Here is a 17202-nt window from a genome sequence, read left to right on the forward strand (position 1 = left end):
ATAAGGGGTATATCTAATGGACAAATATGTATTTTGGGCGGGTATTGTCGGTGCATTCAGTGCAATATCTCTATTAATTGGCTCAGTTATTGGTGTTAGTTTCAAACTTCCTAAAACTTATATTGGGTTATTTGCAGCATTCGGAGCTGGTGCACTTCTGTCTGCTCTTGCTATTGAATTAATTGCGCCTACCATTACTGCGTTTACATCAGCAACAAACGAAGTCGATCGACTACGCGAATCACATCATTTCCTAGTTCTTGTCATTGGTTGCGCTTTTGGCGGTGTGATTTTTGTATTACTCGATCAACTAGTTAATGCAAAAGGTGGCTATCTTCGAAAAACTGCATATATATTTTCAAAGGTGGCAATTGAAAGGAAGTCATTTCATCACAAAGCACTGAATGAGTTGATTAAATCTCGCGTATTCGTAAATCTTCCATATGAAAAAATATCACTTGTAATAGATCATTTTCGTCCACGCTTTTTTAATGCAGGAGAATCAATCTTTGTACAAGGTGATAAATCTCATGGGATTTATATGGTTCGCAAAGGTACTGTAGAGATTTACCAAAAGGATCATCCGCAACCTATTCAACTAGGGCATGGTGAAATTATTGGTGAAATCTCATTTATTGCTGGTCGTCCATATAGTACAGATTGCGTTGCTAAAACAAATGTTGAATTAATGCTTTTAACAACTCATGAATTAGAAAGTATACAAAAACAAGTCCCAGAATTTGAACAACGACTAAAAGACCTTGCAGCAGAACGATTGGATGAAAATAAAAAGTTTTCTGAACAAGAAAATATGGAAAAACAACGTTGGACTTCACTTGCTATTGATGCCATCCACCATGGCACAACAATTCCCTCGCGTGAAGAAATGAGTTCTAGGCATGCCGAACATAAAAATGCTGCATTCGCAATCTGGCTCGGCATTATGCTCGATGGAATACCTGAAAGTTTCATCATTGGATCCACAATAATTGCTGCCGTTTTAGCCGCTACCATGGCTGGTAATGAGCCGTCATTTTGGTCTATTCTGCCCTATACATTAATAGCCGGCTTATTTCTTTCAAATATGCCAGAAGCTCTATCAAGTTCCCAACAAATGAAATTGCAAGGAATGTCTTCTCTCAAAATACTGTTGCTATGGGGATCATTAGTTGTTCTAACAGGTTTGGGGGCAGCTCTTGGTGCTGCTATTAGCGAACATGTTAATCATGGAACATTAATTTTTATTGAGGGTATCGCAGCTGGGGCAATGCTTACAATGATTTGTGCCGCTATGCTTCCTGAAGCTGCTCATTTAGCCAATTCGAATCTTGTAGGATTGTCAACACTTGCGGGCTTTTTATGTTCAATATTATTTAAACTATTAGAATAAACTGGCCTGCCCAGCACGATTCGAACGTGCGACCTACGCCTTAGAAGAAATCGTGGCTGTTTATAGGTCTATATATTTCAATGGCTTACAGCATAAAAATGCTACTGTGTAATAAACTGTGCAATACCTTAATAGGGGTTTATTCATTTACTCACTACTTAAGTCCCATACAATTTGCGTAATACGTGACCGTTGCAGGCCAGTCTGAAAATACACCCTTAACACCAACTTGCTTAGCCAGCACATCTAAAACCTCATAAATTTGCCCATCTGATTTAATTGCGGACTTAATGGATTGGTGATACCACGATCCTCCTTCAGTTAGAGGGCCATCCCGCTCTAAAGTCCATGTAATTATATTTAGTTTAGCGTTGCGTGCCGCTTTAGCGTATGCCGAGGGTACGATCTGATTTTTAGTATCTACAGTCAGGAGCACCCAGATAGGTGGCGCTATATAACGAACCCCCATGGCATATAGCTCATCCATAGTGGGCTTCAGATTATTTGGTGTTGCAGGATTAAAAGACGATATGGTGTAGCGCCCATCTAGATAGATTGCCTGCTTACCAAATTCTGGCTCATTTTTTATCCAATACATAACATCCTGCAAATTGAAGGATTGTGGGAATACATCTGAAGGTGAAATTCCTGCTTCCTTATAGTCATTAATTAGCGCTTGCGCATATTGCTCTTGTGTGAATCCTAAATAAGGGATTGGTACCACTGCTTCTTTGAGCTCAGGAGTAAATTTACCGCCATACTTTTTAAAAAGAGCAATAGATTCTTTGTGGCTTAACAATGTTCCACCCATGCTTGAATAAAGATCAGTACGCCAGTATGGAGTACCAGCTAGATACGTTTTAATATCTTTTGCATTTCGATTAACACCATCCATTTTTCCTTTTAAGGATTTAAATTGCTCAAATGTAATATCCGAAGTTCTACATTCACTGATTGCAGGTATTTCTCCTTGTGCAGGAGTGAATGGTTTGTGGCAATTTTTGGCAAGCGGAGTTAATAAAATATTAGTAGTGGTATGTAGATCATTTTGCGCATGTCGACAAACAAGTTGTTTGTCTCTTGTAAACGTAACATCACATTCAAAAATCCCTGCCCCCATAGTTGCGGCAGCTATATTAGACTCAACAGTATGCTCGGGAAACTGCAGTGGCGCTCCTCGATGCGCAATAGAAAAGCGAGATTGACGTGGCGTATTTTTGGCACAGCTTAATAATTTGGTTTTCAATTCACTATCGGCCATTAAACTAATTAAGTATTGAGGACGCACGCCGTACTGCAATTCTTGCGAATAAGTTGGCATACTAATTGAAATGCAAATTAATAAGCATCCAATTGTGCCTTTATTAATGTAATTTTTTAAGTTCATTGGTAACAATTTCTTTTAATCATAAATTTAACTAAACGATCAAGAAAAAAGCCATCATACGATGGCTTATCTTATATACAGTTATATATTAATTTATTATGCTAATTATTACTGTAGCAGCCAAGATTGCAAATAACCCTAGTAGTAAATACGTACCTATACCGGGGGTGTGAAAAAAAATGTCTTTATCCATGAATAATCTTTCCCATTAGTAAAAAGTTGTCCTCGCGATACTCATCTATCTCGATATTGTTGAACTTATCTTTACTTTTATCTCTATGAAGATATTGCCAAATCATTCGGTCCTTTAAAACCTTCTGTGTATACAGTTTCCTGCCAAAATTATTTTCAAGCATCACCATGTCATTACAGTTGATCATATGTCACTCCCATAAAAAATAAATCTGTGAGACCAATACAAAAGTACTAATGACTAATTTAACTATTTTTTAAGAACTTTCAATAACAAATTTTTTCTGTCCATTTTTCTCGCATCATGGAAAGTCATATTACAGTCAATGCTTTCAACCGATTTATGCCGATTGAATTTATATATCAAATTTTTTTACACAAGGGTTATATGAATTTAGCTACGTATAACAACGGGATAGATGTTTTTTATCATTCTGATCCTTTGTATTGTCATAAATGAATTTTTTTCACATCATAAAATATTTCAATTCAAAAAAATGGAATCACAAACGCTTAAATGGATGCTGATAACGACACGATAACGAACCCCTTGATTTATAAATTTCTTGTTAAAGACACTTTCTGTCAAGGTGTGGGCGACCAGAAGTTCTGGGGAAAATAGTTCTTGCTTAGACAATCTAAGATCTAAGATATTGAAAACCCTCATTTGGACTGTTAAGACTTTTTGTAATGCTGTGAAGTACCAACTAAGGCACATGCCCGACTCTAAACCTAGAATATTGCTAAAAAAATATTGCTATCTAGTCTAGATTGACGCAGAGAAAGAGAACTATTTACAAGCCAATGCTTCAACAGTTTTATGTTGAGATGCTCTTTGGGCCATTAAATCAAATCGTCTGCGAGTATTATTTTTCATAAAATATTCAATCACTGCCGATGGAATAATTGAGTCGGGCTCAATCCATGCCTCATACTTAAAGTTAGTTTTTCCATTTTCTGATGTCAATCTCCAACTACCCATATAAGATTTCATATCTCCACTAATTTGCTTAAAAGCTAAAGTTCTATTTGGGGTCTCAATAAATTCCATGACCGATCTCATCTCAATACGGAAAAAGAGTGACTGCTCTTCAATCAATCGATAAACCCGAACTTTATTGCCCACCCTAGAAATAATCTTAATTTCCAAAATGCCTGGAATATTTTTTGCACCCTCATAGTCTGTAATAAAGGAAAAAGCATTGCAGATATTCATGGGTATAGCATAACTTGCTTGAATATGATAACGGCCCTCAATTTGAACTACGCTAACCTCAACGTCAAATGGATTTATGTTCTCTTGAGCATAGCCCTGGGTCATGAGCAAAACTAGCATTAGAGAAAAAATCCATTTCATTCCTGTATTTTAGAATTAATAATTCATGTCGTTTAAAACGACATTATTATGCAGATCGCTATTCTCACGCCTAACTTCTAATGAAAAAGTCACATTTATCATTGGTTGTTTTGTTTCGGATGCAAGGTCTTTTTACCAAAAAGCCATAAAGTTCTTTTCAAGTAAAAAGATTTACAAAGTTTTATATTGAAATTTTATTTTTAGAGTAATTTTGATCTGTAACAAAAATGTAACTAAAGTGTAATCATGTACCGGTTTAATGAGATTTCTGCTACCAATTCTCATACTTACAACTCCAAAATTATGTTGTCCAATGACATTCGTACGGCAAAACAAATTGGTAAGCTATTAAAAAGCTCGAGGGAGGCGCAATGCGCTAACATTAAACATTTATCTTTGCAATGTGGTTTAAGTGTGGCTCAATTAGTTCATCTTGAGAGTGGTAATCTATTCGCATTTGAGAGAAATCTCGAAAGGATGATAGGCTTCTCTTATGTTTATGCTCATGCATTAAATGTTGATGTTAATACTCTTTGTCAGGATTTAATTTTTTCGACAATAAATAATAATCCAATGCCCGTGGAGAGTTACATTCCACGATTTTTATTAAAATAAATCTATAAGAGTTTAAAAGCTCCTCCCCAACATACTTAACTGCCAAAAGGAGAAGTCAAGTGGATCTTATTTTGAAGAAATTACAAGAAGGTGAATGAATAAGTTTGGACGAATTTAGAACTTTAAAGTATAAAGAGCGAGAGTTTTTATTTAATAAAATCCAGTATTGGTGTCTATATGAAAAAGATGACCCCGCTTTTTTTGCAGTCGGAAAAATTGCAAACAAATAGTGCTCTTATTATTAATCTTTAATATCAATTTGTCGTATTTTTTTCTAAGGTCAAGTATTTTGCTAAAGTATATTTATCTCTATTAATAAAGCCGTATTTAGTTTGTAGTAGTTATACCACTCCATTTCCCATAAAGCTCATTTTTTTATGTTAATTAATTGTGCATCCTACAAAAATGGTAAAAAAGTTGCTGATCTAGATCCTGAATCAATCGACTATCATTTAAAGAGAACTAACGAATTCATTTGGGTTGCTTCGTTAGATCCAACTCTCGATGAGGTAAACCAAATGAGGAATACCTTTGATCTTCATCCATTAGCCGTTGAAGATGCTTTAAATGGTCATCAACGACCCAAAATTGAGGAATACGGCAGAAGTTTATTTGCTGTGATTCAGATTCTTACCCTAAAGCAAGAGATCGAAGTTGGCGAATTGGATATATTTGTTGGAGAAGATTATGTTTATTCTGTTCGAAATAGATCAAATGTAGGTTTTCTTGGAGTCCGCGAGCGTTGTGAACAGGAGCCTGATTTATTAAAACAAGGCCCTGGATTTGTAATGTACGCCTTGATTGATGCTGTGGTTGATCGCTATTTTCCGATTGTTGATCATCTTGAAACAGAACTTGAAGAAATTGAGGATAAATTATTTGAGCCTAATCTTACTCAAGAGAATATTGAACGTTTATTTGAATTAAAAAAAAAGGTGATGTTCGTTAAACATGCTGTCACGCCTTTAATGGAGGCTGTTGGTAAATTTTCTGGTGGAAGAGTGCCGCCAGTGTGCGTTAACAGTATGGAGTATTTTAGAGATTTATACGATCACCTATCGCGTATTAATTCTATTATTGAAGGAATGCGCGAAGCCATTGCTACTGCTATTCAGGTAAGCTTATCTCAAATTGCTTTGGACCAGAATAATGTTCAAAAGCGTCTAGCAGCATGGGCTGCTATTTTTGCCGTAGCGACCGCTTTTGCTGGTATTTGGGGCATGAATTTTGAACAAATGCCTGAGCTCAAGTGGAGTTATGGCTATCCTCTCGCAGTTGGGTTTATTGTTATATCGTGTTTATTTTTATTTTGGCGCTTTCGACGGGCGGGTTGGCTTTAAGTTTTAGGTACGCATGCAATCTTTGTATGGCTATCCCATTGTAGTAAAGGCACTACTTTTAATGCTTTTCTACATTCATTACTTCTGATCATATATATCTCAAAATGATTCGTGGCGAATGTACTTACTTTTGAGATAGTTGATTCTATATTCTTGAAAAGAGCTCATCCAAATCTGTCCAAATTTGAACAGTGAATACATAAAATTTTTCATTCTAATAATCCTTGATTGTTTCATAGAATTTTTTGGTTAAATTTAAATTATGTGAATTTTTCGCATAAGAGGTAATACCAATTAGTTTGACGTTGAATACTTTCCTTTACTACTGAGCGCCAATTAGCTCTTGGTAATGACATTTCTGCCTCCACATCACCGTAGATATTCCTGATAGTCAATTGATGCCTATCACATAAACGTCGAATTGCATGATTTTCAACAACACAATGCATCAATAAATTTTGATAACCACGATTTTGTGCCCATACAATTGCTTCACCCAATAACCTATCCGCAACCCCTTGGCGACGAAATTCTTTTTTAACAATAACGCCAAACTCGATGACGTTGTTTGAAATAGCGATGTGTAAGACCCCCGCCCATTGATCATCCTGATGGTAAATTAAAAAGTGGTGATTCGCAGGTTCGCGTTTCCACTTATTAATGAGATGATCAATACCCTTTGGGTTTAGACTAAATCCAAAATAACTACGCAAGGTCTCAGCATCCAAACTTTTTAGCCAAGCGCAAATACGTCGCATTTGAGTATTTGGCATAAAGTAGGTATACGCTGTCATGTCCTAAGATCCTATTGGATAGTTTTTTTGGTTGCGGCTTAAATATGCATGCCGTGCTTCAGCCCATGTCATTAAGAATTTCCAAAATAGATTGATAAGTTTGCGCATGACCATTCCTTATAGAGTGCATCGATTTATCGGGGGATTTTTACCCTTTTTGAGGGTTAACCCTGATTAAACTATACATTTCAATTATTAATGTTGCATGACAGCAACTTAAGACTTTGGTAATAGCAACTTGGGGTGGCAATAGTTATGATTCTTGTTGGCCCAAAGCGGAATCAACTGGCACTGAGGCTAAAAGATCCATTTCTAAGGCCTTAAATTGCTCTAGAAACCAATTCATAACTCTTTTGAGCCAAATGTGACCGGGTTGGCGGTGAGTCTTTTTCAGGATCAAACGTGGGTAATACAGCCACCCTAACTTCAAGCTGTCGATCATTCATGATTTTTTTCATTGATTCCAAGATACCCATATCACCAACAAATGCTGGAACAGTACTTCGTTCGCCAGTCCCCCTTGAGCGATATTGAATCGCCAAAGACCAGACTGGCGCATTTGACATCACGGCCGACTCAAATAAACTTGCCTTAAATGGCAAAAGGCCAGACCCTTCAGTAGTGGTGCCTTCAGGAAAAATACAAAACGATTGATGACTTAAATCCTGCGCCATTTGATCCACGATTTGTCTTGCATGGCGAGCACTATCTCTCCTAATAAAAATAGTTCCTATTTTTTTTGAAATCCAACCAAAAACTGGCCATGAGGCAATTTCAGACTTAGCCACAAAGCTCACCGGAATAAAGCTGTTGATTACATGGGTGTCAATCCAAGAAATATGATTAGAAACAAACAAGCAAGGCTTGTCCGGGAGCCCTTGAGGAGCTTCAACTCGAAGCCTGAGACCAGCAATTTTTAATAACCATTTAGACCAGCGAGAGCTGTGTTTTTGCTTCGCGTTTGAACCAATGATTGGGAAAAAAACTGAAAGCGTAAACAACGCCCCAAGAATATGAAGTACCAACAAAAACCAAAATCCATAACGAATAAATTGGGAGCTTTTTTGCATTTAATGTCTCGATTCGTAAATTAGATTGTTTATATCAAATTGAAATGAAAAAACCACCCGAAGGTGGTTTTGGTAACTCTTAGTGGCCTGGTACAAATCGCTATATTTTAACTATTGGCCTGCCCAGCACGATTGGCTTCGCCGATACTTCGTGTTCGAATGTGCTACCTACGCCTTGCCTAGGGAAGGTAAATCTCTACTTTTGCTAAGCCGGTGTTGGTCTATTTTGGGTTATATTACTTACGACAAACAGTACTTTTAGTCATAAACTTAAAGACTTTTAATCAAAAAATTTATTTTACTGTCATGCAATATTCATCATTAAGGCACAAACTAACATTTTAGTTAATCTAGTTTTCTTACAATGGGCCTTAAATGACGCAATTAATGAGTCTCTTGGATCGAGTCTTTGGCAACTTGACTAGTGGCAATGATTTAGAGAATTACATCAATAGCCGCAACCCTAATAGTCATCGGCAGGTAGAGCAACTAACTCGCAACTACCTTCATCACGTTACCACTTCAAGGATACTCTAAATCATGACAAAACTAAAACGCTTGATTATTAAAGCCGCTCTAGCTTGGGCTGAGGCTCGTAAAGCCAATTCCCGTCGCTATATCAATCACCGCTTGGGTTCACAAGCTTAATTTAGGACAAGACTAAATGAAGTTAACTGTCTTTCGTTACAAAGTCTGGGATCATCAAGACGATAATCATGTTCATATCGCTCCTTATTATGCTATTCGAGAATTTATTGAGCACTTAGAAGGCGCAACAGTAATTGAAGATGATTACATAGAAGTAGATGAATCTGACCTGGATACTGATGGACGAATCGCTGTCTAAGATGAAGTTTAAGTTATCGCTACATCCCATAGAAACTTCCACTGTCCTGACAACTTTTTATATCTGACTGGCATCTTTATAAATCTGCTGATGCCCTTTATCCACCAGCTGAATAAGCTATCCATAAATTGATGACGTTGAGCAACCATGACGTTATAAATTGTTAGATTCATTTAGATGTAGAAAAAGTTTTATATTTACAATTTTTTTGTAAATTTTACTTATAAGATTGTTGTTTTCAATCATCAATTTTTAAGTCATACATAGACATGTCATCACAAACACATCAGAATTTGCTTAAGCAAACAGTCTGAAGAGTAAATCATAATCTATCGAAGTTAGCTATCAAATTTCTCTTCAGTTTTTTGGGTCAAAAACCTGACATAGCACTGGGGGTCATGATGAAGAAGTACCACTTCCTAAATGAAGATGATGATTACTTTAATGAGTATGCAGATACGATCAAATATGATCTATTAAAAGATCGGCTACATTGGCAACATCAAGCACGTAAGGCAATTTATTTGGAATATTATTTTTCAGAAGATGAATGTGATTTTGATTAAAAATAGTCTCTAAATTTTATAATATGGCCAACTAGAGAGCCGCCTGACCAATATATGAAACTGACATATTAAACTCAAATATGACAATTTCACCTCTCAAAATATTTTCATGGTTATTTCATTCTATGATGGACATGTCATATTTAATCACCAAGAATGATATCTACCTTTGGAATATATGGATCCATTCTGATTGTTACTAGTTGTGATTAATTTGGTCCAACAGCCCATGGGTAGCTAAAACTGAAAAATTTAGAAAGAGCATCCATCACTACCTTTACTACTGAAGATCGAGAAAAGGCTGAGAAAGAACCAATTCCTTTTTACGGCTATTATCACTTCAAGGATTCATCTTCTCAAGATAAAAATGTTTTGCATCCAGTCTTGAGAAAAATTAAAGTTGAATATCAGGCGGATGACAGCAGCGAGGATTTGAAGGCTTAGGCTTTAGTGGTCTTTAAATTTTTTGTTCATTCACATAATTAATTTTGTACGACACTCAGTGATGTAGTACTAAAGAAGATTTCCAGATTTCTTGGAAGCCCTTGGAAAATTAAACCTTAGGCGCCATGCCCATTGCTTCCTCTACTTAATCTCCATTCGAACAACTCAATCTGCCATTAATCCTGGCATTAGGATCCACATGCAAGCGCTCAAATTTAATATCCCCGCTAACAGTCGCACCAGAGCAAACCTCCACTGTTCCGTTAGCCACAACATTGCCTTCTACCTTACCAGCGATAACTATATTGCTACAAGTAATATTACCCTTAACGCTAGCATACTTATCAATCCATAGAATACATTTACCATTTTCAAGCTCGACAATATCGCCCAAGACTTGCCCCACTACATGAAAATTATCTCTCGTCACTAACTTTCCTTGAATAACGCATTTAGAACCCAAAGTACTATTAAAGGTAATTTTTTGAGATTGTAATAATGGGGGTATTCTTTTGCTCATACTCTTTATATGAGAAAGGCTTACTTTATTAACCAATCTATTTTAGATATTGGTCTTTAGATAAACCTAAGTAATCACCAACTCTTTTTGCCGCCTGTATCTTAATGGTCATGGTGTAGAAGGTCAAAAAAGTATCTGCTTCTTCAAGCTCCTTAATATACCACTTACTCAAACAAACAGCTTTAGCAAGCACTTCGTGGCTCAAACCCTGCTCCTCGCGAGCGGCGCTTAATATCTCTTTGATGATTCGTTGGTCAGCTTTCATTTTTTTACTAAGCAATATTTGAAGCTAAAAATGTAAGAATTTTATGGTATGTTACAAATATGTTTTTTTTATTACTTGGGAGTCAAGTTTATGTTTTTTAAAAGCTCCACACCCAATCAAACAAGCAAGACAGAAGCAGATCAATTGCAAATTACCCCTATGGCTACTATTCCAACCCCCCAAAACAACAATGACATTAATGCCGGAGAATTAATCGTTGGAGAGGGGGTAGTCCTAAACGGCACACTTGAAGTGCCAAATAAAGCAATAGTATCAGGCGCAGTTAATGGGGACTTAAAAGTCCTTTCATTAGCGGTAGGGATAACAGGCAAAATTGAGGGTAAGGTAATTTGCCAGATAGCAGATATCGCTGGTCATGTGAAAGATGATCTACGGGTGAATGAATTGCTAATTATTAGAGCAGGCTCAATCATCTCCGGAACTATTTACTACAAAGAGATCGAAATTGAAAAAGGCGCCAAAATTACTGGTCGACTTTCCATGTTGTAAGAATTATCGTTTTGAATGACATACAAGCAGCTGCCATCAGTTCGAGTTTCCTCCATCGACACATGACCTGTCTAGATAACAATCTAGGTCTAAGAAGCTTAAAAGCAAGCCTAATCAATACTAGTCAATGGCCAAAACAAAGCAGAATCATTAATCGTTCCTTGAAGATACCAAAATGAGCACGTGGTTCAATTCTGTGGATATCTACTGTGAGCGCTTAGATGCGAGTTTTTGGGCTGAGCCTATTAATGCTTTTACTAATCTCTCATTCATCGTGGCAGGATTGTTCATTTGGCGCCTAAGAACTCCCCGCTCAAATCTGATGGCAATTCTGATGATCCTTATTGGTCTAGGAAGTTTTAGCTTTCATACCTTTGCAAATCGTCTTACCGGCCTATTTGATGTCTTAGCAATAGCTTTGTATTTAGTGGCCTTTGCATTTCTGATCCCCAAGCAATGGTCGAAAACCTCGATATTGATTCAGCTGGGGTCAGTTATCCTGCTCATCGTCAGCATTGTTTTAGCTCAATTACTAATTAGTCCCCTAAAGACTGCTCTACCCTGGTTACCCCCCGGCATGTACCTTGGGGCTTGGTTGGCGCTGCTTGGTTATGCTTTGATAACTCAATCTTCAAACACGCTAGCAGCGCGATTTTTATGGCTGGCGGTCATTGTTTTTCCATTTTCACTACTGAGTCGTCAACTTGATATGCCCTTATGTGACTTAATTGGTGGTTCGCATTGGTTATGGCATCTGCTCAATGGGTTAACTTTGTTTTTGAGTAGTTATGGTCTTTTACAGAACGGCGCTATAAATTTAGGTAATTCTATTACTTGGCCTGCCCAGCACGATTCGAACGTGCGACCTACGCCTTAGAAGAATTCGTGGCTGCTAGAATATCTATATAATTCAATGAATTACAGCGTAAAAATGGCACTGTGTAATAAACTGTGCAATGATTAATAAAAGGAAATCCTGAGCAGCGGGCTCTTTTATTGCTTACAAATAATTAGGTCTTTTTCTTATAATTTTTTGATGGATTACATTCTAGTTCTTGGGTGTGGGGACATTGGCTCGGCAGTAGCGCACCAGCTTAAAACTAATGGCTGCCAAGTAATAATTAGCGATAACCGTTTTCCTGCCCATGCACGCTGCGAAATGGGATTTGTAAACGCTTTTTATGATGACGCCTGTATTTTGGATGGCATAAAAGCCACTTACGTTGACGCGCCCCAATTTCAAAGAAATGCTGCCGTACTCACCTGCAGCATAGACGTAATGCACATAATGAGTATTGCTAAACCCAAAGTTGTAATTGATGCGCGTATGAGCAAACGATTGATTGCAACTCCGCCTGCCTGGTGGTCATTTGGAGCGAAACCGCTTCTAATTGGATTGGGTCCTGGATTTACGATAGCGCAGAATTGTGATTTTGCTATCGAAACGGCACGCGGTGAATTTCTAGGGGCCGAAGTACTTGGATCCACAAAAGTACTGGATGGCGATCCATTGACCGTTCATGGCTTAAGTCGTGAGCGCATTGTGTATTCGCCCAGCGCTGGGGTTTGGCATACTGCATTGAATGTGGGTGACACAGTAAGTAAAGGCGATGTTATTGGCTATCTGGATGCAGAGCCGATTCGAGCGCCCGCGAGTGGAACTCTTCGGGGTATAAGCAGAGACACAGCGCACGTAAGGATGAATCAAAAGATTATTGAAGTGGATCCATCGCATCAATTAAAACGTACTGGCATTGGGGAACGCCCACTTAAAGTTGCTATAGGGGTAATAGACGCCCTGAAAAAAAGGTATGTTTTATAAGGCTCGCTTTTGTATCAAAACGAGCCTTTGATCCATCACTTGATTTGTGTTGAATCTCCGCCGACTGGCATTGATTTGTTAGCCGCTAAATCGCCATTTTTGAACAGCATAAAGGCAGCAATCGAAGTCTTTTGCTGGTTGTTAATTTTGTTTGGATCATCAAAGGGCATTAGCATTTGCAAGTAGTCAAACAATCCCTTTGCAGTTTGAAATTTCTTGATATCTTGTCCCTGCCCCCAAATCGGTCTTGGGAACGCAGCTGCATCTCTGCCATTTTCACCATGGCACATGGCGCAGTTTTGTTGGTACAGCTTTGCTCCTTCAGCAATCTGCGCACTGGCTCCAGCAGGAGCGCCCGGTCCAGACTGAGCATGAACCAGGGTAGAAAAACTCAACGCTAAAACGCTTAAGAATAATTTAGACATGGTTACTGTTCTTAATTAAAAGGCCTTGGGCTATTAACCCAAGGCCCCATCATCGAAAAAAAATAAATCAAACTACTTGTATCTTGAATTTCACAATTGCATTGTTTGCCATACCGAGCTGATTAAACGGTACTGTTTCGGGTTGAATATTGCCACGCATATCAATACCACGTGTCTCAATGACGTGATTACCAGCGGTTGCATTCCACGGGAAATCAAACCGAACCCAGGTATAGCGGCCAAGGTTGGGTTGCATGATGGCAGCGCGCTGCCAAGAGCCATTATCAATGCGGTACTCAACGTGCCGGATGCCGTATTGAGGGGCCCAGGCATAGCCTTTGATTAATTGAGGGCCGGCATTTAGTTTAGGTAGCTCACCCCGCTTTAATGGGTAGTTTGCGGGAATGGATGGGGACTTTTCCAATACCAACGGTACAGTAATGATGGATTTGATTGGCATCCAAGCCACCATAGGGCCCTTCACATCCTCAGGGGTCACGCCAATGAACTCATCGGTAGATGCAATGACAGGTGCTTGGTAATCTGGGCCGATGTAGGCCTCACCTCTCGTGTTGAGCCGGACCCAGTGGTTGAAATTATCAATCTTAATATCAGTCAACCACTTAATTGACGCAGTACCACCCCAACCTGGAACGACCAGTCGTACTGGCGCTCCATGATCTGCAGTCAGGTCATTACCGTTCATTTTGTAGCAAATACCAATGTCGTTCGGACGGGACAAAATATCAGACATGGGCATAGGTCTTCCCATGTCGCTGCCGTCTACTCCTGACCAAAACAGGGCTGACTTGGCATCTTTCTTTAATCCCACTAAGCCAAAGATATGGCTGAGGGAAACATACTGCCACTCAGCCTGTCCGACCGCGCCGAGCACCCAGTTGCCGCCTGCAACCTTCATCTGATCTTGCTGCTCCCAAAAGAGACTGCGCCCATTACCGTGGCATTCCATGGTTGCAATGATGGTTCTGGATGGCATTTTAATGAGGTCATCGTATGTAATATCAATCGACCGATCAACGGCGTTGCCATGTACTTTCATCTTCCAGTTCTTAGGATCTAAGATGGGCTTTTGCTCCACCATTGGCGTGGGGTAATGATTGCGAACATAAAACTCCTCTACTGGAGTCATATACGTTGTGAAGTCCCAATAATTTCCGCTGCGTACCGTTGCGCCAATATTTAATAAACGCGAATCATTTTTAAGAAGTGCCTTGCGCGCTGCGGGTGCAGCACCTGCTGGAGCCGCTCCTGGTGCAGATTGTGCGCCAGCGAATAAGGGAGCAACCGCAGTAGCCGCGCCAATTGCTGCAGCAGACACAAAGAAGCGACGGCGATCGGCTTGTGGACCAATCTTTAAGGCCTCTTGTACTAACTTGGTTTCTTCTTGTTGCTGTTTTTTGATGGACATACAAACTCCTTTTTTAATTAGCGGAAAGTGCAGTAGCAACTTTGTTTTAATATTTTGATGATCTTAAAACTATAGGTATATATATTGATAGGGTTAACCATTGACTTATTAGTGTTTAAAAGGCACTAAAATTTTTACCTAGCGTATTAAGTCGTTGAATTTTCAGGGATGACATAATTAAGGAAATGCATTTAAGGAATAGATGAATAACACTGATGCAATCAATGTCTTTTTAGCCCTCGGACAAGAAACCCGTGTAAATACCTTTCGCCTCATTGTGCAGCGCGGCGACGTGGGCTTAACTCCCAGTGAAATTAGTGAAAAGTTAGGCATTCCCAATGGGACATTAAGTTTTCATTTGAAAGAGCTGCTTCATGCAAAACTGATTTTGGTTGAGCGACACGGTCGTAATTTGATTTATCGACCCGCTGCAGATCAAATAGACAAGCTCAATAATTTTTTATTAGATAACTGCTGTGGCGTTAAGCCATGCACTACGCCTGCAAGAAAAAAGAAAGAGGCGTGTTAATTTGCTTAACAGCAGTCGGTTAAAACCGACACCAAAAGGTCAGGGTCAAAAGTTCTTCTGAGTCGCACATAGTTCCTAGGATCCTTCACGCTAGACCCAAGGTCTTCCCAACGCCGGCCAAGCCCACGCATGATCAAGTCAATAGAACACAATCCTCCAGCCTAGTTTTATATACACCGATATGATATTTGGCCTGCCCAGCACGATTCGAACGTGCGACCTCGACCTTAAGTCCTTCACAGAGTTTTGTGCATTCCATCACATAGCGGCGCATTAGCCGATTGTTTGCAGCCACAGAAATAAACTGTTTTACTTTCTGATGCAACAAATTCCAAAGGGGTCATCTCTGTACTTTGATGCGATCCGTCACAAAAAGGTTGAATCTCGCTTAAGCCACAACTACACCAATAATAAGTCTTATCCTTAACCACTTCAATTGGATACGGAGAATTCTTGGCCGTTTTAATTTTCATCATGCCCCCATGGTGACTCGAGTAATCTGCCGTTTAAATGTAATCCTTATTACAAAGCCTTGCAACATGTTGCAAAGCAACATCTCAACCTCACTAGTTTTAGGACTTGGTTTATAACTCCGCATTTGATTAAAAGCTTGATGTTGCAAATACAAATCTTTTAGTACGCGCTCAATAGATTAGGTGTAAGGTAGCTATAGTAGTTAACTTTGCTAAAAGCAAAAGGAGGGTTTATGTACATATATCCCAAAAAAATAGAGTCAATAACCCATAAAATTATTCGCCTACCAAAGTCTCGCTTAGATAAAGCCAAAGAATGGTTATTCGATCTCAAACAGGGATTGAAGGACTTCCTTACGTCAGCTCCTTTATGGCAATGGGCCATTGGCAGCATTGTTATTTTTGGGGCATACACTTTCTTTAATGGCTACTTCTCAGACTTTTGGCGATCTTTTAACCCCTTATATCGTTAAAACTACCCGAAGGTGGAATTTATGTTGACAGGTTTCCCGAGGTAACGCAGTTACTTCATCAGTAATAGCACAAGCACGAATTGAATTACAAAAGACGCACATTTATTATTAATAGTTGATTAATTAGTCTTGACGCATCCAAAAAGCAAGCATAGGATGGAATTGCAGTGTACAGAGATCGTATGCCCTGCGCTGGCTTTAATGCCAACTACCATGCCTATATCTATATAGGCATTCAAAAGGGTTGAAACATCTAACTTTCAACTTCTTAAAAAGCTACTTTATAAGAGTAGTAAAGCATGACGGTAACTCCGTCATGCTTTTATTTTTCCGCTAAAGCATCATTTCGGATTTTTAGTGGGTGCTTACTTATATCGATTGCTATTTTGATGCTTCGCAATATAATTTCATCTGCTAAGAAACCTTCAAATTAATTGGACAAACGAGTCTGCTAGGTTCAGGATAAATACATGTCAATGGATTGGCTGAGTATGTCCACGTTCTTGTTTCGATACAGCATACATTTCTCAATTCATTGGCAACCATTTTTATTTTATTAAAGGAGTGGGCCATGCATCCTCGCCAACTAGAGATAGAGGAAGATAGTCTTCCAGAGAAACTCTTGGAACTTCAAAACAACGAATTAGTGCAAGAACGCCTTATTTGGCAACACCTGACTAGGCGAAAAATTAATGAAATGAACCATATTCCTGATGAGGACTATGCAGACTGGGGTGATGATTAAAAGGCGATG

Annotated in this window: 17 protein-coding genes; 8 read left to right on the forward strand and 9 right to left on the reverse strand. The window is 38.8% G+C overall.

Annotation, left to right across the window (positions count from 1 at the left end):
- The first annotated feature begins 16 nt into the window (after nt 1–16).
- Nucleotides 17–1390, forward strand: a complete 1374-nt coding sequence (locus tag NKE59_RS05730; protein ID WP_353438004.1) for a cyclic nucleotide-binding domain-containing protein — start codon at nt 17–19, stop codon at nt 1388–1390.
- Nucleotides 1391–1544: 154 nt separating this feature from the next.
- On the opposite strand, the gene NKE59_RS05735 is transcribed toward NKE59_RS05730, so the two are convergent.
- Complete coding sequence (locus NKE59_RS05735) at nt 1545–2777, reverse strand: glycerophosphodiester phosphodiesterase family protein (RefSeq protein WP_353438005.1); 1233 nt, start codon at nt 2775–2777, stop codon at nt 1545–1547.
- A gap of 982 nt (nt 2778–3759) precedes the next feature.
- Nucleotides 3760–4326 (reverse strand): SRPBCC family protein, encoded by a 567-nt coding sequence (locus NKE59_RS05740; RefSeq protein WP_353438006.1) that lies wholly within the window; start codon nt 4324–4326, stop codon nt 3760–3762.
- A 992-nt stretch (nt 4327–5318) separates the two neighbouring features.
- On the opposite strand from NKE59_RS05740, the gene corA reads away from it, so the two are divergent.
- A complete protein-coding gene (corA, locus tag NKE59_RS05745) occupies nt 5319–6281 on the forward strand; it encodes a magnesium/cobalt transporter CorA (protein WP_353438007.1) in 963 nt (320 codons plus the stop codon).
- A 260-nt stretch (nt 6282–6541) separates the two neighbouring features.
- On the opposite strand, the gene NKE59_RS05750 is transcribed toward corA, so the two are convergent.
- Together NKE59_RS05750 and NKE59_RS05755 are read right to left on the reverse strand one after the other, a co-directional pair.
- Nucleotides 6542–7054 carry a GNAT family N-acetyltransferase gene (locus tag NKE59_RS05750; RefSeq protein ID WP_353438008.1) on the reverse strand — a complete coding sequence of 171 codons (513 nt, stop codon included), beginning with the start codon at nt 7052–7054 and terminating at the stop codon, nt 6542–6544.
- A gap of 341 nt (nt 7055–7395) precedes the next feature.
- On the reverse strand, nt 7396–8145 hold the full coding sequence (locus NKE59_RS05755) for a lysophospholipid acyltransferase family protein (protein ID WP_353438009.1): 750 nt from the start codon (nt 8143–8145) through the stop codon (nt 7396–7398).
- Between the two features lie 664 nt (nt 8146–8809).
- Between NKE59_RS05755 and NKE59_RS05760 the strand changes: the two genes are divergently transcribed.
- Nucleotides 8810–8992 (forward strand): hypothetical protein, encoded by a 183-nt coding sequence (locus NKE59_RS05760; protein ID WP_353438010.1) that lies wholly within the window; start codon nt 8810–8812, stop codon nt 8990–8992.
- Between the two features lie 1155 nt (nt 8993–10147).
- On the opposite strand, the gene NKE59_RS05765 is transcribed toward NKE59_RS05760, so the two are convergent.
- Both NKE59_RS05765 and NKE59_RS05770 read right to left on the reverse strand, forming a co-directional pair.
- Nucleotides 10148–10522, reverse strand: a complete 375-nt coding sequence (locus NKE59_RS05765; RefSeq protein WP_353438011.1) for a polymer-forming cytoskeletal protein — start codon at nt 10520–10522, stop codon at nt 10148–10150.
- Between the two features lie 37 nt (nt 10523–10559).
- On the reverse strand, nt 10560–10787 hold the full coding sequence (locus NKE59_RS05770; RefSeq protein WP_353438012.1) for a helix-turn-helix domain-containing protein: 228 nt from the start codon (nt 10785–10787) through the stop codon (nt 10560–10562).
- Nucleotides 10788–10877: 90 nt separating this feature from the next.
- Here NKE59_RS05770 and NKE59_RS05775 point away from each other — a divergent pair, with 90 nt between their 5' ends.
- The 3 genes from NKE59_RS05775 to NKE59_RS05785 all read left to right on the forward strand — a co-directional run bounded on the left by NKE59_RS05775 (nt 10878) and on the right by NKE59_RS05785 (nt 13119).
- Nucleotides 10878–11297, forward strand: a complete 420-nt coding sequence (locus NKE59_RS05775; protein WP_353438013.1) for a polymer-forming cytoskeletal protein — start codon at nt 10878–10880, stop codon at nt 11295–11297.
- Between the two features lie 175 nt (nt 11298–11472).
- A complete protein-coding gene (locus tag NKE59_RS05780) occupies nt 11473–12174 on the forward strand; it encodes a ceramidase domain-containing protein (protein ID WP_353438014.1) in 702 nt (233 codons plus the stop codon).
- 159 nt (nt 12175–12333) lie between these two features.
- Entirely contained in the window at nt 12334–13119 is a 786-nt protein-coding gene (locus NKE59_RS05785; protein WP_353438015.1) for a hypothetical protein, read from the forward strand.
- Between the two features lie 35 nt (nt 13120–13154).
- Here the strand turns inward: NKE59_RS05785 and NKE59_RS05790 are convergent, their stop codons facing one another.
- Nucleotides 13155–13544 carry a cytochrome c gene (locus tag NKE59_RS05790; RefSeq protein ID WP_353438016.1) on the reverse strand — a complete coding sequence of 130 codons (390 nt, stop codon included), beginning with the start codon at nt 13542–13544 and terminating at the stop codon, nt 13155–13157.
- 67 nt (nt 13545–13611) lie between these two features.
- Nucleotides 13612–14973, reverse strand: a complete 1362-nt coding sequence (locus NKE59_RS05795) for a molybdopterin-dependent oxidoreductase (RefSeq protein ID WP_353438017.1) — start codon at nt 14971–14973, stop codon at nt 13612–13614.
- 202 nt (nt 14974–15175) lie between these two features.
- Here NKE59_RS05795 and NKE59_RS05800 point away from each other — a divergent pair, with 202 nt between their 5' ends.
- The gene (locus NKE59_RS05800; RefSeq protein WP_353438018.1) at nt 15176–15502 is read left to right on the forward strand and encodes a helix-turn-helix domain-containing protein; all 327 of its coding nucleotides are present in this window, start codon (nt 15176–15178) and stop codon (nt 15500–15502) included.
- A 236-nt stretch (nt 15503–15738) separates the two neighbouring features.
- Here NKE59_RS05800 and NKE59_RS05805 read toward each other — a convergent pair whose 3' ends face one another.
- Complete coding sequence (locus NKE59_RS05805) at nt 15739–15978, reverse strand: CDGSH iron-sulfur domain-containing protein (protein ID WP_353438019.1); 240 nt, start codon at nt 15976–15978, stop codon at nt 15739–15741.
- Nucleotides 15979–17019: 1041 nt separating this feature from the next.
- Between NKE59_RS05805 and NKE59_RS05810 the strand changes: the two genes are divergently transcribed.
- Nucleotides 17020–17193: a hypothetical protein gene (locus NKE59_RS05810; RefSeq protein ID WP_353438020.1), complete on the forward strand. Its 174-nt coding sequence runs from the start codon at nt 17020–17022 to the stop codon at nt 17191–17193.
- Nucleotides 17194–17202: the final 9 nt, after the last annotated feature.

Origin of the sequence: Polynucleobacter sp. UK-FUSCHL-C3, from assembly GCF_040409815.1 — a bacterium.
Classification (GTDB): domain Bacteria; phylum Pseudomonadota; class Gammaproteobacteria; order Burkholderiales; family Burkholderiaceae; genus Polynucleobacter.

What these genes read in the sequence shown, in the direction of transcription:
- NKE59_RS05730 (WP_353438004.1), top strand. Translation starts at nt 17, where the DNA reads ATGGACAAATATGTATTTTGGGCGGGTATTGTCGGTGCATTCAGTGCA.
- NKE59_RS05735 (WP_353438005.1), bottom strand. Translation starts at nt 2,777, where the DNA reads ATGAACTTAAAAAATTACATTAATAAAGGCACAATTGGATGCTTATTA.
- NKE59_RS05740 (WP_353438006.1), bottom strand. Translation starts at nt 4,326, where the DNA reads ATGAAATGGATTTTTTCTCTAATGCTAGTTTTGCTCATGACCCAGGGC.
- corA (WP_353438007.1), top strand. Translation starts at nt 5,319, where the DNA reads ATGTTAATTAATTGTGCATCCTACAAAAATGGTAAAAAAGTTGCTGAT.
- NKE59_RS05750 (WP_353438008.1), bottom strand. Translation starts at nt 7,054, where the DNA reads ATGCCAAATACTCAAATGCGACGTATTTGCGCTTGGCTAAAAAGTTTG.
- NKE59_RS05755 (WP_353438009.1), bottom strand. Translation starts at nt 8,145, where the DNA reads ATGCAAAAAAGCTCCCAATTTATTCGTTATGGATTTTGGTTTTTGTTG.
- NKE59_RS05760 (WP_353438010.1), top strand. Translation starts at nt 8,810, where the DNA reads ATGAAGTTAACTGTCTTTCGTTACAAAGTCTGGGATCATCAAGACGAT.
- NKE59_RS05765 (WP_353438011.1), bottom strand. Translation starts at nt 10,522, where the DNA reads ATGAGCAAAAGAATACCCCCATTATTACAATCTCAAAAAATTACCTTT.
- NKE59_RS05770 (WP_353438012.1), bottom strand. Translation starts at nt 10,787, where the DNA reads ATGAAAGCTGACCAACGAATCATCAAAGAGATATTAAGCGCCGCTCGC.
- NKE59_RS05775 (WP_353438013.1), top strand. Translation starts at nt 10,878, where the DNA reads ATGTTTTTTAAAAGCTCCACACCCAATCAAACAAGCAAGACAGAAGCA.
- NKE59_RS05780 (WP_353438014.1), top strand. Translation starts at nt 11,473, where the DNA reads ATGAGCACGTGGTTCAATTCTGTGGATATCTACTGTGAGCGCTTAGAT.
- NKE59_RS05785 (WP_353438015.1), top strand. Translation starts at nt 12,334, where the DNA reads ATGGATTACATTCTAGTTCTTGGGTGTGGGGACATTGGCTCGGCAGTA.
- NKE59_RS05790 (WP_353438016.1), bottom strand. Translation starts at nt 13,544, where the DNA reads ATGTCTAAATTATTCTTAAGCGTTTTAGCGTTGAGTTTTTCTACCCTG.
- NKE59_RS05795 (WP_353438017.1), bottom strand. Translation starts at nt 14,973, where the DNA reads ATGTCCATCAAAAAACAGCAACAAGAAGAAACCAAGTTAGTACAAGAG.
- NKE59_RS05800 (WP_353438018.1), top strand. Translation starts at nt 15,176, where the DNA reads ATGAATAACACTGATGCAATCAATGTCTTTTTAGCCCTCGGACAAGAA.
- NKE59_RS05805 (WP_353438019.1), bottom strand. Translation starts at nt 15,978, where the DNA reads ATGATGAAAATTAAAACGGCCAAGAATTCTCCGTATCCAATTGAAGTG.
- NKE59_RS05810 (WP_353438020.1), top strand. Translation starts at nt 17,020, where the DNA reads ATGCATCCTCGCCAACTAGAGATAGAGGAAGATAGTCTTCCAGAGAAA.